This is a genomic window from Mycobacterium sp. TH-M106, assembly GCF_057473765.1.
In genome coordinates, this window is the sequence record NZ_JBYCLE010000155.1 from 1 (window position 1) to 15,486 (window position 15,486).

The 15,486-nt window shown below is 67.7% G+C and carries 12 protein-coding genes; 10 read left to right on the plus strand and 2 right to left on the minus strand.

Features of this window, described 5'->3' with window-relative positions; translation table 11 throughout:
* The 6 genes from AC2VOP_RS05570 to AC2VOP_RS05595 form a co-directional block, all read left to right on the plus strand.
* Positions 1–801: acyl-CoA dehydrogenase family protein (locus AC2VOP_RS05570; protein ID WP_486960025.1), on the plus strand; the 801-nt coding region annotated here is incomplete at its 5' end.
* A complete protein-coding gene (locus tag AC2VOP_RS05575) occupies positions 798–1,304 on the plus strand; it encodes a MaoC family dehydratase (protein ID WP_486960026.1) in 507 nt (168 codons plus the stop codon). The genes AC2VOP_RS05570 and AC2VOP_RS05575, both read left to right, overlap by 4 nt.
* A complete protein-coding gene (locus AC2VOP_RS05580; RefSeq protein ID WP_486960027.1) occupies positions 1,301–2,176 on the plus strand; it encodes an HpcH/HpaI aldolase/citrate lyase family protein in 876 nt (291 codons plus the stop codon). The genes AC2VOP_RS05575 and AC2VOP_RS05580 overlap by 4 nt, the downstream gene beginning before the upstream one ends.
* 134 nt (positions 2,177–2,310) lie before the next feature.
* Positions 2,311–2,538: a FitA-like ribbon-helix-helix domain-containing protein gene (locus tag AC2VOP_RS05585; protein ID WP_486960028.1), complete on the plus strand. Its 228-nt coding sequence runs from the start codon at positions 2,311–2,313 to the stop codon at positions 2,536–2,538.
* The gene (locus AC2VOP_RS05590) at positions 2,535–2,924 is read left to right on the plus strand and encodes a type II toxin-antitoxin system VapC family toxin (protein WP_486960029.1); all 390 of its coding nucleotides are present in this window, start codon (positions 2,535–2,537) and stop codon (positions 2,922–2,924) included. The genes AC2VOP_RS05585 and AC2VOP_RS05590 overlap by 4 nt, the downstream gene beginning before the upstream one ends.
* Positions 2,925–3,161: 237 nt before the next feature.
* Positions 3,162–4,844: an autotransporter outer membrane beta-barrel domain-containing protein gene (locus AC2VOP_RS05595; protein ID WP_486960030.1), complete on the plus strand. Its 1,683-nt coding sequence runs from the start codon at positions 3,162–3,164 to the stop codon at positions 4,842–4,844.
* A 573-nt stretch (positions 4,845–5,417) separates the two neighbouring features.
* Here the strand turns inward: AC2VOP_RS05595 and AC2VOP_RS05600 are convergent.
* Complete coding sequence (locus AC2VOP_RS05600; protein ID WP_486960031.1) at positions 5,418–9,548, minus strand: PE family protein; 4,131 nt, start codon at positions 9,546–9,548, stop codon at positions 5,418–5,420.
* Positions 9,549–9,813: 265 nt separating this feature from the next.
* Here AC2VOP_RS05600 and AC2VOP_RS05605 point away from each other — a divergent pair, with 265 nt between their 5' ends.
* From AC2VOP_RS05605 to AC2VOP_RS05620, 4 genes are all read left to right on the plus strand, one after another.
* On the plus strand, positions 9,814–13,071 hold the full coding sequence (locus tag AC2VOP_RS05605) for a helix-turn-helix transcriptional regulator (RefSeq protein ID WP_486960032.1): 3,258 nt from the start codon (positions 9,814–9,816) through the stop codon (positions 13,069–13,071).
* Positions 13,072–13,413: 342 nt separating this feature from the next.
* A complete protein-coding gene (locus tag AC2VOP_RS05610) occupies positions 13,414–13,722 on the plus strand; it encodes a plasmid mobilization protein (protein WP_486960036.1) in 309 nt (102 codons plus the stop codon).
* A gap of 171 nt (positions 13,723–13,893) precedes the next feature.
* Positions 13,894–14,169, plus strand: a complete 276-nt coding sequence (locus AC2VOP_RS05615) for a type II toxin-antitoxin system Phd/YefM family antitoxin (RefSeq protein ID WP_486960033.1) — start codon at positions 13,894–13,896, stop codon at positions 14,167–14,169.
* On the plus strand, positions 14,166–14,423 hold the full coding sequence (locus tag AC2VOP_RS05620) for a Txe/YoeB family addiction module toxin (protein WP_486960034.1): 258 nt from the start codon (positions 14,166–14,168) through the stop codon (positions 14,421–14,423). The genes AC2VOP_RS05615 and AC2VOP_RS05620 overlap by 4 nt, the downstream gene beginning before the upstream one ends.
* A gap of 22 nt (positions 14,424–14,445) precedes the next feature.
* On the opposite strand, the gene AC2VOP_RS05625 is transcribed toward AC2VOP_RS05620, so the two are convergent.
* A partial coding sequence (locus AC2VOP_RS05625) for a PucR family transcriptional regulator (protein WP_486960035.1) occupies positions 14,446–15,486 on the minus strand: 1,041 nt, incomplete at its 5' end.

Genomic DNA, 15,486 nt, shown 5'->3' on the forward strand with positions numbered 1-15,486 from the left:
ACGGCGCTGGCCGCCTTCGGGCTGACCGAGCCGGGCGGCGGCTCGGATGCCGGCGCCACCCGCACCACGGCGCGGCTGGAGAACGGCGAGTGGGTGATCAACGGCGCCAAGCAGTTCATCACCAACTCCGGCACCGACATCACCTCACTGATCACCGTCACCGCCGTCACCGGAACCCGTGCCGACGGGCGCAAGGAGATCTCGACAATCGTCGTCCCCAGCGGCACACCGGGTTTCATTGTCGAACCGGTGTACAACAAGGTCGGCTGGAACGCCTCGGACACCCACCCGCTGACCTTCGCCGACGCCCGCGTCGGCGAGCACAACCTGCTCGGTGAGCGCGGCAGCGGCTACGCGAACTTCTTGTCCATCCTCGACGAGGGCCGGATCGCGATCGCCGCGCTGGCCACCGGCGTGGCGCAGGGCTGCGTCGACGAAAGCGTCCGCTACGCGCGCGAACGCGAGTCGTTCGGCAAGCCGCTCGGGCAGTATCAGGCGATCAGCTTCAAGATCGCCCGGATGGAGGCACGCGCCCACGTCGCACGCACCGCCTACTACGACGCCGCCGCGAAGATGTTGGCAGGCAAGCCGTTCAAGAAGGAGGCGGCGATCGCCAAGATGATCTCCTCGGAGGCCGCGATGGACAACGCCCGCGACGCCACCCAGATCCACGGTGGCTACGGCTTCATCAACGAATTCCCGGTGGCCCGCCATTATCGCGACAGCAAGATTCTGGAGATCGGCGAAGGCACCACCGAGGTGCAGCTGATGCTGATCGCCCGGTCGCTGGGGCTGCCATGAGCCGCGCCGGGGAACCGACGCCCAAAACCGTTGAGCAACGCGGACTCTGGTTCGAGGAGTATCAGATCGGCACCACCTACCTGCACCGGCCCGGGCGCACCATCACCGAGGCCGACAACGTGCTGTTCACCACGCTGACCATGAACACCCAGTCGCTGCACCTGGACGCCGCCTGGGCGGCGCAGCAGCCAGGATTCGGCGGCCAGCGGCTGGTGAACTCGCTGCTGACCCTGTCCACGCTGGTCGGACTGTCGGTGGCGCAGCTGACCCAAGGCACCATCGTGGCCAATCTCGGGTTCTCCGAGGTGTCGTTTCCCAAACCGGTCTTCCACGGCGACACCCTCTACGCAGAGACGGTGTGCACCGGCAAACGTGAGTCTACGAGCCGGCCCGGGGAGGGCATCGTCACTCTGGAGCACATCGGGCGCAACCAGCACGGCGACGTGGTCGCCCGCGCGGTGCGCGCGACGCTGGTGCGTAAACGCCCGGTCGAGGACGCATGAGCATCTGGTCCGCCGGCCCGGCGTGGCTGTTCTGCCCGGCCGACCGCCCGGAGCGGTTCGCCAAGGCCGCCGCGGTCGCCGACGTGGTGATCCTCGACCTGGAAGACGGGGTGGCCGCCGCCGACCGGCCCGCCGCCCGGCAGGCGTTGCGGCAGACGCCGCTGGACCCGGCGCGAACCGTGGTGCGGATCAACCCGGCCGGCACCGACGAGCAGGCACTGGATATGGCAGCCCTGGCCACCACGTCCTATACCACGGTGATGCTGGCCAAAGCCGAATCGGCTGCCCAGGTCGCGGCGCTGGCGCCGCGCGAAGTGATCGCGCTGGTGGAGACCCCGCGCGGCGCAGTGTTCGCCGCCGAGATCGCCGCCGCCGACAACACGGTGGCCCTGATGTGGGGCGCAGAGGATCTGGTCGCCACACTCGGCGGTGGCTCCAGTCGGCGCGCCGACGGCGGCTATCGGGACGTGGCGCGGCAGGTGCGCTCTACGGTGCTGCTGGCAGCCTCGGCGTTCGGCCGGGTCGCGCTGGACGCCGTGCACCTCGACATCGGTGACCTCAATGGGCTGCGGGCCGAGGCGCTGGACGCGGCAGAGGTCGGCTTCGACGCGACGGTGTGCATTCACCCGAGCCAGCTTCCGGTGGTGCGTGACGCCTACCGGCCGGCCGAGGAGCGAGTGGCCTGGGCGCGGCGGGTGCTCGCCGCAGCGGCCACCGAGCGCGGGGTGTTCGCGTTCGAGGGCCAGATGGTGGACTCCCCGGTGCTGCGGCACGCCGAGGCGATCCTGCGCCGGGCCGGTGAGCCTTCTGGTGGCCGGGCCAGCGGTGCGACGGGCGCTGGTGCCACATCGGCCTCACCAGTCACTGAATGACGAGGATGTGGGTGATTGAACGCTTTCAGCGACAACGGTCGCGGCTGGGCCGGCTGAGCCACGCTGTCCGGCCCGACGGAGATTCCCGCGGATGTCGACCAGGTGGGGCAAAACATGTGAGATATGCTTCCTACATGTCATCGATGGTTCAGATCAGAAACGTGCCCGACGAGCTGGTTCACGAGCTGAAGTCCCGGGCCGCGGCGCAGCGGATGAGCCTCAGCGACTTCCTGCTCGCCCGCCTGGGTGAAATCGCCGAAGAACCGGCTCTCGACGACGTCCTCGATCGCCTGGCGGCGCTCCCGCGTCGGGATCTCGGCGTGTCCGCGGCTGAACTGGTCGGCGAAGCGCGATCGGAGTGATCGTGCTCGACGCTTCGGCGGCTGTCGAACTCGTCTTGGCGACTCCGCCGGGTGCCGCGGTGGCACGGCGGTTACGAGAAGAGACAGTGCATGTTCCCGCTCACTTCGACGTCGAGGCAGTCGGTGCCATCCGTCGGGCGGTCATGCGTGAACTGATCAGTGATCACGAGGGTCTGGTAGCCGTGGCCGATGTTCGGGGTCTTTCGCTGCGTCGCTGGCCAACGAAGCCTTTCGTTGAGCGCGCCTACCAGCTTCGCAGCACCCATACTGTGGCCGATGGCGTCTATGTCGCGCTTGCGGAGGGGCTGGTCGCGGCGTTGATCACGTGTGATCGGCGACTTGCTGCATCCCATGGCCATGATGCGGAGATCGAATTCGTCGCCTGAACTCGGCGGCTCCTGGTGCTGCGGAACGACGAGGCGATCCCTGTGGCGCGCGGACTGGCAGCCGGGCCACCCGGGACGCCTCGGCTACGTGATTTCCCGTATACCCCAACCTCACATCGACAAAACCATTTACATGGTTTTACGGATGCGTTAAGATTTGTCGCTATACCTACAATCGCTCTGTGTGACATATCACATCGCTGAAGCCATGCTCACACGTCTGGAGGGGATATTTCAGTGGCGGACCGTGTGTTTCACCCGTCTATTGCTGCGGGTATCGCGATCGCGAGTGCTGGGGTCATAGGCGTCTGCTCAGCAGAACAACAGGCCCTCGAGGTCCAGCGACAGGTCCCCGATGTCCGGTTACCGGCTGTGGCGTTGACCTCCGGCAGCGACCTGACCCCACTGGGGACCGCGGTGACCGATGCGTTGGGCCTACAAAGCGTCACGCTGAATGATCTGGTCTCTGGACTGGGCTTAAGCCCCGACAACCTGATGACGTTGCTGACCAGCATGGTCAATGCTCTGGGCTTGGGTTCTGCCACGCTGGGCGGTCTGGTCAATGACGTGGGCTTGGGAAATGAGTCCTTGAATACGCTACTGAGCTCCCTGGTCGGTCCGTTGGGCCTGAACAACGTCACGCTGGGCGATCTGGTCGCTGCCCTGGGCTTAAACGGCAACGGCGTGATGCCGCTGCTCACCAATGCTGTCAATGCCCTGGGTTTGGGTAGTGACACGCTGGATAGCTTGGTCAGTGACCTGGGCGTCGGCGGAAACGCGGGTCAGTTGCTGCAGAGCTTGACACCGTTGGTCACCGCTTTAGGTCAGAACACCCTGACTTTTGGTGACCTCGTTGATGCGCTCGATCTCCAAAACGTCAGTATTACTACGCTTATCACGGCGCTAGGCGGTAGCCCCCCGGCATGTTTGGGAACTGAATTGTCTCTCGTGGGGGCGAATACCGTTGGGGGCGCGTTGAGTTACTTGGGCCTTGCGAACGTATCTGTGTTTCCCGGGCTCGTAAGCTTGACCACGGATACCAACCTCGCCATATCGTCACTGAGCGTGGTGGACATACTGAACAACTTTGGCCTTGGCGACAAGACCGTGGACGACTTGCTCAGTGGCCTGGGCGGGGTTACCCTCTTTAAAGATATGTCCGTGGGCGCCTTGCTCAGCGACCTGGGCCTTAGTGACGTGACTCTGGGTCACCTCCTCACGAGCGGTCTGATTCCCGACACCGCGACGGTTGGCGACCTGCTTACCGGCCTAGGGCTCAGTACGACGACCGTAGACTCGTTGCTTAGCGGCTTGAGCACCGTTGCCATCTTCGACAATATGACCGTGAGCGATCTACTAAGCGATTTGGGTATCGGTGGCGTGAGCCTGATTAATTTCGTCAGCAGCCTCGTTCTGGGTTCTAATAACACGGCTGCAGCGGCGGCCTCGCAGGCCCTGGCCACACTAGAGGCCAGTTCGCAAGCCATAGCCGGTGTGGACCTCCCCACACTGGCCCCCGAATATCAAGATGCATTCCTCAATCTGGTCCAGAAGATCGACGGTTACGCGTTTACTCCGGTCGGCACCGACGAATTTGAGAACCATGACATTATAGGAACTATCGCAATGCAGATCAACCAGGGTACGGAAGCTGATATGAAACCTGCCTATCTCGGGTTGAATTTAGTCTCAATCCAGCTTCTCTACCATGACTATAAAGCGCTACTCCCGATCACGACGAACTTTTTCGAGGAATTTGTTACGAAGATGATAAATCCAGACGCGTTTACCAGTACCGGATTGCCTACTGATCCCAATATGTGGTATGAAGTTCTGGCGTATCAAGCTGACAACCTGTTGGCAAATACTGTTTATGCCGGCGATCTCAACGTTGCCGGTGACGTATTGTTCGGCCCATGACCCGATCCCCGGTGGGATCTCTTGACGTGTCCGTGGGTCTGGCTTCAATCATGCTGTTCGTTTCACGGAGGAAGTCGGCCACATCATGAACGGGCGTTCGTTGAGACAGTTCAGCGCCCACGGCGGGTAGACGATCGAACGGTGAACGACGTTCTGCCTGTCCGTGCGGCGGCGTCCGAGTCCTCATCCGTGGCGGCGGGGTGCCCGGGACCAGCGTTCCGTAGCCAGAATGTGCGTTTCTCGGCGTCGACGAGATGCCAGAGCCGCCCGCCGCTGGTGACGTCGTACTGGCATTGCTCCATGTCGACGCCGCGGTGCTCGCCGCTGGCGAGGCGACCTTTGAGTCGGTGCAGGCGGCCAGCCTAAACGCCGACGATCGATGTCTCGCGGTTGAGTGTGTCAGCCGATGGATTCCCGTCTTGTAACCAAGCTGCGGTAGGTGTGTCCGGCCGAGTAACCCACGCCGAACGTGCACGCACTGCGATTTCTGCCGCCGCCGACATTGAGTACCAGATTCGCGATCTGCCGCTGATCGGCGAGGCCCACGCGGCCGACGTTTGACCGCGGCGGGTCTTAGCCCGAATGGCCGTTGCTGCCGGGGCTGCCGTCGCTGCCTTGGCTGCCAGTGCCGCTGCTGTAGCCACCCGTACCGCCGTGGCCGCCGTGGCCGCCGGGACCGCCGGTACCGCCGGTACCCTCCGACCCGGGTGGGCCGCCGTTGCCGCCGTCGCCACCGTTGCCGCCGTTGCCGCCGTTGCCGGTGGTGTAGCCGCCGGTGCCGCCGATGCCGCCGCCGCCGCCTGCACCGCCCCGGCCACCGTCGCCGTTGTGCCCGAGGGTACCGCTGCCAGCTAGGGTGCGGCCGGCGTCGCCGCCGGTGCCGCCGGTGGCACCGTCCGCACCGGTGCCGCCGGTGCCGCCGTCACCGGTGCCGTCGTAACCGTTGCCGCCGGTGCCACCGGCGCCGCCCGTACCACCAGTGCCTCCGTTGCCGCCGGCCCCAGCCGCGCCGGCCACAGACCCGCCGTTGCCGCCGTTGCCGCCGTTGCCGCCGACCGTGCCGGGCACACCTGTGCCGCCGGTGCCGCCGGTGGGGTCGGTGGAGGTGCCCGTGGTACCGCCGTCACCGGCGATGCCGTTGTAACCGCTGCCGCCGTCACCGCCGGCGCCGCCGTTGCCGACCTCGCCGCCGTTGCCGCCGTTGCCGCCGTTGCCGCCTGGAGTACCCGCCGTCAACGAGTTTTTGCCGTTGCCGCCGTTGCCGCCGTTGCCGGTGCCGACGGCGTCCCTTCCGCTGGTGCCGTTGGCGCCACTGGGAGCCTCGGTGTGCCCGTTTCCGCTGATACCTCCCTTGCCGCCCGTTCCAGGCGTACCGGTGCCGGGGTTGCCGCCGTCGCCGCCATCGCTGCCGTCGGGATGGGCGGTGGTGCCGTCGGCGCCGTTGCCGCCGTTGCCGCCGACGGCGGCGTTGCCACCGTCGCCGCCGGTCCCACCGGCACCGTCGGTGCCGGCCTCGCCGTTCACGGCCGTACCGGCCGTACCGCCGTCGCCGCCGTTTCCGCCGTCGCCGCCGTCACAGTTGCAGCCGTTGCCGCCGTCGCCGCCGTTTGCGGTGGGGGTGTTCGAGTTCCAGCCGTTGCCGCCGTTGCCGGCGTGGCCGCCGTTTCCACCGTCGCCGCCGGTACCGCCGTCGCCGGCGTTTCCGGAGGTCGTGCCGCCGTCGCCGCCGTCGCCGCCGTTGCCGCCGTTGCCGCCGTTGCCGCCGGGGCCCGAGCCCTCACCGCCGTCGGGGTTGCTTGCGGTGCCGTTGGCGCCGGTGGTGCCGTCGGTGCCGGGCAGGCCCTTGCCGCCGTCGCCGCCGTTGCCGCCGTTGCCGACCGATCCGCCGTTGCCGCCGCTGCCGCCGTCGTAGCCATCCGGGTGATCGGTGTTGCCGTTGCCGCCGTTGCCGCCGTCGCCGCCGTTGCCGCCACTGGTGGCCGGCTGGCCGTTGGCGCCGTCGCCGCCCGCGGTCCCGCCGCCGCCCGCGGTGGTGCCGGCTGCGCCACCCTTGCCGCCGGTGCCAGCCGCTGCGCTCGGGTTGCCGCCGTTGCCGCCGTTGCCGCCGTCGCCGTCGGGGTTGTTTGCGCCGTTGCCGCCGTTGCCGCCCTTGCCAGCGTTGCCGGCATTGCCGCCCTGGCCGCCGTCACCGTTGGTGCCGGTGTGGCCGCTGAGCGACGTGCCGGCGTTGCCGCCGGCACCGCCGGCGCCGCCGTCACCGGCGGTACCGCCGCCGTTACCGCCGGCGCCGCCGTTACCGCTGTTCTGACTCATGCTGGTGGGGCTGTAGCCGTTGCCGCCGTTGCCGGCGCTGCCGCCCTGGCCGCCGGCGCCGCCGTTGCCGCCGTCGCCGCCGTGGTTAGTGTCCAGCGAGCCACCGGTGCCGCCGTTGCCCCCAGCGCCGCCGGCGCTGCCGCTACCGGCGGTTCCGCCTCCGTCGTAGCCGTCAGGGTGCTCCGCGGTGCCGTTGGCGCCGTCGGTGCCGCTGGCCCCCTCGGCGCCGTCACCGCCGGTGCCGCCGTTGCCGCCGTTGCCATGGTCGCCGCCGTCGCCGCCGTTGCCGCCGGCGCCGCCGGCCTCGCTGGAGCTGTTGGAGTCGAAGCCGTTGCCGCCGTTGCCGCCGTTGCCGCCGGTGCCGTCACTACCGGTGCCACCGTCATTGCCGGCGTGTCCGGTGCCAGCGGCGCCACCAGTGCCCGCGGCGCCGCCGTCGCCGCGGGTGCCGCCGTCGCCGACGTTGCCGCCCTTGCCGCCGTCACTTCCGGCGAAGTGGGTTGAAGTGCCGTGAGCGCCGTTGCCGCCGTTGCCGGCATTGCCGCCGTCGGCGCCGTTGCCGCCGTCGCCACCGTCGCCGTTGGCGCCGGCGGTGCTTCCGTGGCCACCGCCGCCGCCGCTACCGCCGGTACCGCCGGTACCGCCGTTGCCGCCGTTGCCGCCGTTGCCGCCGTTGTCGGCGGGGTTGGTGGAGTTGGCGCCATCGGTGCCGTCGGTGCCGGTGGCGCCGTTGCCGCCGGCACCACCGTGGCCGCCGTTGCCGCCGACACCCTGGATGCCGGCGCTGCCGACGTGGCCGTCAGCGGCTCGGTCGACTCCGGCGCCGTTCAAACCGCCTTGACCGGCGGTACCGGCCGTGCCGCCGGCACCGCCGTCACCGCCGGCGCCGGCGTCGCCGCCGTCGCCGCCGCTGGCCCCGGCAGCCGTCGGCGAGAACCCGTTGCCGCCGTTGCCGCCGTTGCCGCCTGTGCCACCTTCGCCGCCGTTGCCGGCGTTGCCGCCGACACCGCCGGCACCCACCGTGCCGTCGGTGCTGCCGGTGCCGGCCGCGCCACCGCGCCCGCCGGCGCCGCCGTTGCCGCCAACCTGACCCGCGGTGCCGGTATGGCCTGCGGTACCGTTCGTACCGTCGATGCTGGTAGAGGTGCCGGCACTGCCGTTGCTGCCGTTGCCCCCGGTGCTACCTTCGCCACCGTTGGCGCCGTCGCCGCCGGCACCGGCGTGGCCGCCGTCACCGCCGACACCTTCCGTGCCGGCGGTGCCGGACAACGACCCAGCAGTCCCACCGGCCCCAGCGTCGCCGCCGGCGCCGCCGTTGCCGCCGGCACCGCCGTTGCCGTCTCCGCCGTCCGCGAAACTGCCAGTGGATCCGGTCGCGCCGGTGCCGCCGGCGCCGCCATCGCCGCCGGTGCCGCCGTTACCGAACAACACACCGCCGTTGCCGCCGACGCCGCCGTCGGCACCGTTGGTTCCGGACGCCCCGGCCACAGTGCCGGAGGCGGCGTCATAGCCTGCGCCGCCGGTGCCGCCGTTGCCGCCCCAACCGACCGCGCCGGTAGCGAAGATGTCGTCGGGTTTGCCGTCGTCGGCGGTGCTGGCAGCGCTGCCGCCGTTGCCGCCGTGACCGGCAGCCACGACCTGGCCGTCGTGCAGGTACGCGGCGCCGCCGTCGCCGCCGTTGCCGCCGACACCCCACGCCTCGCCGCCGGCCCCGCCGTTACCACCGGCGGCGCCCAAGCCGCCGTCGCCGCCGGCCCCGCCGTCGCCGAACCCGCCGGCGTTCCCACCATCACCACCGGCCACACCCGGATCGTGGGCAGCGTCGAACCCGGCCCCGCCGTCGCCGAAGAACAACCCACCACCTTGACCGGCACCGCCGTCCACATTCTCCAGCCCAGTGGCGCCGTTGCAGATCAGGCCACATGTGTCGATGCCCTGCGATGAAGCCAGCTGGGCAAACACGTTGTTCACCGGGGCGAGCGGGCCCTCAAGAGCATCTGCGATCTTCACCAAGTCTGCATTGAGCGGCGTCCAGATGTCGGTCAGCAGGAACTCACTAAGAGAACTCGACGCGACCGACCCAGCCGACCCGGCTGCCCCGTCGCCGAACAGGGCCGCACCGGCCGAGGCGGACAGGCTGCCGAGATCGCCGGACAGGCTGCCCCAATCACTGGGGTCGAGCAGGTTAGTGATCAGGTTCACGATCACGTCGTCGACATCAGCGTGCGCCGACGGCGCCGCGGCCAGTGGTGTCATCCCGAATGCCAAAAACGCCCCCACCGCGGTGCCGGCGCCCACCGCGAGACGACGCGGCCGGCGGAGTCGCTGTGCCACATGCATCGGGGTGTTGGCCTTCGCACGACCGGAACCGGGGTTAAGGATGAAATCCATCTGGGTTCAGCACCTTCCATATACGCCGAATGGAGCCGAATGGAAAGGTCACCTTCGGCTGGTCGGCACCGACTATCCAGCACTGCGAATCTGAGCGCATCGGGTAAAACACGTGAATAAATCTGCTACGTTGCGTCTGAGCGCGTCCGGGAAAACACGGAGACGACGCGGGGCGCCTGGTAGTATCCACAATTCCATTGGGGGATTCACCTACGATGACGTTGTTGTCCGGCTGCTGGCCGGCGGGTTGCGCAGCAGGCCCTGCATGAGAGGCCCGTCGGTGAACTCGGGTGGGTTGGGCGGGCTGCCCGCCGGAACGGTGACGGTGTTGCTGGCCGACGCCGGGGACTCGGCTCAGCCTTTGCCGTTCGGGCCAGAGTATGCGGCGCACCTTGGTGCGGCTGTGGATTGCACTCAGGCCGAGCTGGTGGCCGCTCGTGGCGGGTTGGGGCCGGTGGAGCGGGCTGGCGGAAAGAGGTTGGTGTTCGCGTTCGCCAGCGCGAGTGATGCGGTGGGGTGCGCTCTTGCGTTGCAGCGGGCGCCGTTGGCGCCGACCCGGCCGCGGATCGCGGTGCACACCGGTGAGGTGTCGCCGGCCGAGCAAGGCCGCTGTAGCGGTCCGGTGATGAGTCTGGCGGGGTGGTTGTGTGATCTGGCCCATGGCGGTCAGACGGTGTTGTCGACGGCGACTGCGCGGTTGGTGGCCGATCGGCTGCCCCCAGATGCCTGGCTGGTCGATCTGGGCAGCTATCGGCTGCCCGGGCGATCGCGTCCGCAGCCGGTGGTGCAGTTGTGCCATCGCGACCTGGTCAACGACTTCCCGCCGCTTCGAACAGAAAAAGCCCTCGTTGAGCGTTGCCTTCCCGCGCAGCTGACAAGTTTTGTGGGGCGCGACGCCGAGCTGGCCGAGCTGCGTCGGCTCGTTGCCGCGAACCGGCTGGTGACGCTGACGGGCGCCGGTGGGGTCGGCAAGAGCCGGTTGGCGCTGCAGCTGGTCGGCGAGGTGGCCGGAGAGTTCGCCGGCGGGGTGTGGTGGGTGGATCTGGCACCGGTTGCCGCCCCAGATCTGGTGGCGTCGCGGGTGGCCCACACGTTGGGCCTGGCTGATCAGCCCGGCCGCTCGGCGACCGATAACCTGATCGGTTACATCGGCGATGCGCAGATGCTGGTGGTGCTGGACAACTGTGAGCATCTGCTCGACGGGTGCGCGCCGCTGGTGGCTTCGCTTTTGGGTGCCTGCGCGGGGTTAAGGATCGTGGCGACCAGTCGCGAAGCGACCGGGGTGGCCGGCGAGGTGACGTGGCTGACACCGCAGCTGTCGCTGGTCGGCGATGCGGTTGGGTTGTTCACCGAGCGGGCCCGGCTGGTGCGGCCTGATTTCACCGGCGCCGGCGATGACGCCGCCCTGGTGGGCGAGATCTGCCGGTGTCTCGACGGGGTGCCGCTGGCAATCGAGCTCGCGGCGACACGGCTGCGCGCGCTGTCGCTGACTGAGATCCTCGACGGTTTGAGCGAGCGGCTGCAGCTGTTGAACGGTGGCCGACGTGCCGTGGTGTCGCGCCATCAGACACTGCGCGCCTCCGAGGATTGGTCGCACGCCTTGTTAAGTGAGCCCGAACAGGTGGTGTTTCGCCGACTGGCGGTCTTTCGGGGCGGATTCGATCGCGACGCCGTTGCCGCGGTTGCCGGCGACGCTGAGCTGCTGCGCTCTCAGACCGTCGCCACACTGGCCCAACTGGTGGACAAATCGCTAGTAGTAGCCGACAGCACCGGGCAGATGACCCGCTACCGGATGTTGGAGACGGTGCGCCAGTACGCGCAGGAGAAACTCGACGAGGCCGACGAGTCCGACACGGTGCGCACCCGCCACCGCGACCACTACACAGCCCGGTTCGCACCCCAGAGGTCGGCCGGTTATCGGTGGGATTTCGAAGAGGCCGACACAGAGTTCGACAACCTCGACGCGGCGTTCACATGGAGCTGCCGACACGGCGACATCCACCTCGCTGCACGGCTGGCGTCATCGCTGCTGCCGCTGTGGATTAACAGCCGAATCGAGGCAGGGCTGGCCTGGTTTAACGCCATTCTCACCGACAGCGTCAACCTCGCACCCGCCGCACGCGCGCATGCGCTCGCCGACAAGACGATCCTGGAGGCTTTGACTGGCATCTATGACCACCTCGATCAAGCCGAGGAAGCGGTGGCGATCGCCCGTGACCTCGATGATCCGGCACTGTTGGGTTGGGCACTGGCCGCCAGCGGATTTACTTGCTCATACAGCCGCCCCGAGATTGCCTTGTCGTACCTGCAGGACGCGATCGACCTCGCCCCCGCACTAGACGACGATTGGCGGTTGGCCCAGATCTATGTGGTGCAGGCCTACTCGGCGTTCGTCGTGGGCGAGCTGGCCACGGTGCGCGACTCCGCAGACAAAGGAGGCGACCTCGCCGAGGCGGTCGGTGACCCGTCGGTTCGACGGATATGCCGCAACTGCAAGGCGTCGGCGCAACTGCTCTACGGCGATCTGGTGAACGCCGCCCTAGGGGCCAGGCAGATGGTGGTCGAGGCCCAAGGGGCCCGCGACCCGTGGTTTAGCGCCTACGGTCTGATGCTCCTGGGCAGAGCCCTTGCCCACCAAGGCGATACCAGCGGTGCGCGCGAGGCGGCCGAAGCCAGCGTTGAGGCCGTTGCCGGCCTCAACGCGTTCTACCGCGCGTGGAGCCTGGGTGGGGTGGTGGACGTGTTGTTAGCCGCCGGGGATGTGTCGGCGGCGCTGGTCGCCAGCAATGCGGCGTGCCAGGCGTGTGCACTGCCCCAACTGCTGGCGATCAACGGCAATCCGGTCGCCAGAGCCGCACTGGCGGCCCGTGATGTGGTCGCGGCGCGCCGTTGGGTCGACGAGGCGCTCGCGCTGGCATCGGGTGTGCATCGGATAACGTTGCTGGAGATTCGTGTTCGGGTTGCCATCGCCGAGGGCGAGGTCGACCAGGCCGAGCGAGACGCTCGTGATGCGTTGGCAGTCGCCGCGGAAACCCAGGCATACCTGTCGGTTCCAGAGCTGATCGAGTGTCTGGCGATGCTGGCCGCCGACGCGGGTAGGCACCGTGAGGCGGCCCGACTGTTCGGCTCGGCGGCGAGTACCCGCGATCGCAGCGCCATGGTGCGCTTTAAGATCTACGATGCCGAGCACACCGCTGCGGTCGAGGCCCTGCGTGATGCGATGGGCCCAACCGACTTCGATAGCCATTGGGCCGAGGGTGCGGCATTGTCGACGGCGGACGCGGTCGCACGCGCGCTGCGAGGCCGCGGTCGACGCAATCGCCCGTCCAGCGGCTGGGCCGCGCTGACCCCCGCCGAGCGCAACGTCGTGCAGCTGGTCGGCGAAGGTCTGCGCAACAAAGACATCGCCGCAAAACTGTTCATCTCGCCACGAACCGTGGAGACCCACCTCAGCAACATCTACGCCAAACTCGGTGTGTCCTCTCGTGTCAAGCTCGTCCAGGAAGCGGCGCGTCATACCTGACCAGCCGGCGCGACGTCGAATGGCGTGACCTCGATACCGCCTTCATCCGCCAAGCGGCTCTGGAGGACTGCGTAGTTATATGTAGTATTGCGTAGGTGTGCGGGTTGATTGGGGTAAGCGGGCCGACTACATCGCAGTGCGGCACGGTATCTCTGCTGTCTGGGCGGATGAAGCAGTCGGCGATCGTCACGCCGTCTGGCAAGTGCCAGACCCGGCCAGTCAGTCAGGGTTGTCGGTTCGAGTGATCGGTTATTCGCCGTTGGCACGGACGGTGCTGACCGTGATCCTGACCTCCGCTGCTGCTGACCCCGATGAACGCCCGGATGGTGATTGGTGGGGCAAATGAGCAGGATTGATGATTTACTCGCGGATGAGGGCGCGCGCGCAGAAGCCTACCCGGGAGGCCCGGCGCCCGATCACGTCACGACGAACCGACCGAACCTGGGTCGCCAGACTGTAGTCTCGGTGCGTTTGGCCGCCGATGAGCACGAACGACTGAGTCAGGCCGCTCGCAAAGCGGGAATGTCGCTATCGACCCTGATCCGGGTGTGGGCTGTCGATCGGCTACACGCCGAAGACCACGGCGAATCAGGGACCGTTGCCGAACGTCTGACACGGCTCGAACGCGAAGTCTTCAGGCGGCCAGCCTAAACGCCGACGATCGATGTCTGAGTGTGTGGGGCGCGTGATCGACGAGTCCAGCGTCATACCTGACCAGCCGCATCACCACGATGCCGGAGAACACCAGCGAGCCAGCGGTGCAACCTTCACGTACTATATACGTACCGAAAATATGTACCGACGTACAAGGGGGAATATGCCATGAGCATCAGCGCAAGTGAGGCCCGACAGCGGTTGTTTCCGCTGATCGCACAGGTCAACGGCGATCACCAACCAGTACGCATCAGCTCGAAAGCCGGCGATGCGGTTCTGATGTCCGCCGACGACTACGACTCGTGGCAGGAAACTGTCTACCTGCTGCGCTCTCCGGAGAATGCCAGGCGCCTGATGGCAGCCGTCGCACGGGACAAGGCCAGACCCTCTGCGCTCACCAAGTCCATGGACGAGCTGCGGGAGCTGGCCGGCGGCGAGCAGTGAGGAGCATCCACTTCGACTCCGACGCCTGGGAAGACTTCCTCTACTGGCTGGCCTCCGACCGCAAGACAGCGCGACGGATTACCCGCCTCATCGGAGAGATCCAGCGCGATCCCTTCAGCGGGATCGGCAAACCGGAACCGCTGCGGGGAGAACTGTCGGGATACTGGTCCCGCCGGATCGACGACGAGCATCGGCTGGTGTATCGAGTCGACGACAAGGAAATCAAGATTCTGAAGGCCCGCTACCACTACTAAGGACGATTGAACCACGCCGCTGTTAGCTCCCTGCGCCGCGCCACGACAGCGCTTCCAACGCCACCGCGACATGCACGCTCGTCTCTTCCAATAACCGTGGCAGCAGCTCATCGGCACGAGCGAGTCTGCGCAGCAGGGTGTTTCGGTGCGTGAACAGACGAGCGGCTGCTCGTGAGGAATTGCACTGTTCACGAACGAAGGTCAGGACAGTCCGCTGGAGTTCCGCACTGGCCGACTCGAAGTCGCCGAGCGTGTGTTTGATGAACCGGTTCGCTCGCTCCGGATCAGCGGTGACCAGCGCGACGAGCTCGAGATCGGCGAAGCAGGCGACCCGTTGGGTGGAGCCGAGCCGCGCCATGGTGCGTTGAGTGGTGATCGCGTCGAGGTGGCTGGTGCGAAAGCCCTCGACCCCGACCGCCGTGGGCCCGACCGCGATCCGCACGCCCGGCAGCTGAGTCACCGCGGCGGCGACGCCGGCCAGGTCCGGCCCGTCGGCACCGGGCAGCCACAGCCATCGGGTGGCGGCACTGGGCAGCAGCGACAACGATCGGCGTCCGTCGACGGTGTGCGTCAACGCCTCGGCGGCACGGTCCAGATCGGCCAGATTGGTGTTCGATTCGTCGCCCCAGATCACGGCTGCGGTGTGAGCTTGCCCGAGGCGGTAACCGAGTCGGCTCTCGGCGTGTGATCGGGTGATCGGCGCGCCGTCGAGGATCAGTGCGACGACCTCCCGGCGTTCGGCGTGGGTTCCGCGGGTGAGCTCGTTGCGTTCGAGCTGCATCTGGTGGCGGATCTCGGTGATGGTGGCATCGATGAACGACGTGATCGAGCGTTCCGATACGGCGAGCAGCTCGCGCAGTTCGCCAGGATCCGACGTCAACGCGAAAGCGGTCTTCATCCAGAACCGCCATGCCACGTTCTGTGCGATCCGGTAGCCATCCACCGCCGCGGACTCGTCCAGGCCGCGGCGAACCGCGTCGCGGACGACGGCGAGCGGCTCCGCTCCGATATTGGCCGGCACCGGCTCACCGGGGTGACTGATGTTGGCGGCCGCCCAGTGCAA

Excerpts from the sequence above, each read along its gene's own strand:
- AC2VOP_RS05575 (WP_486960026.1), top strand. The coding sequence starts at position 798 with ATGAGCCGCGCCGGGGAACCGACGCCCAAAACCGTTGAGCAACGCGGA.
- AC2VOP_RS05580 (WP_486960027.1), top strand. The coding sequence starts at position 1,301 with ATGAGCATCTGGTCCGCCGGCCCGGCGTGGCTGTTCTGCCCGGCCGAC.
- AC2VOP_RS05585 (WP_486960028.1), top strand. The coding sequence starts at position 2,311 with ATGTCATCGATGGTTCAGATCAGAAACGTGCCCGACGAGCTGGTTCAC.
- AC2VOP_RS05600 (WP_486960031.1), bottom strand. The coding sequence starts at position 9,548 with ATGGATTTCATCCTTAACCCCGGTTCCGGTCGTGCGAAGGCCAACACC.
- AC2VOP_RS05605 (WP_486960032.1), top strand. The coding sequence starts at position 9,814 with ATGAGAGGCCCGTCGGTGAACTCGGGTGGGTTGGGCGGGCTGCCCGCC.
- AC2VOP_RS05610 (WP_486960036.1), top strand. The coding sequence starts at position 13,414 with ATGAGCAGGATTGATGATTTACTCGCGGATGAGGGCGCGCGCGCAGAA.
- AC2VOP_RS05615 (WP_486960033.1), top strand. The coding sequence starts at position 13,894 with ATGAGCATCAGCGCAAGTGAGGCCCGACAGCGGTTGTTTCCGCTGATC.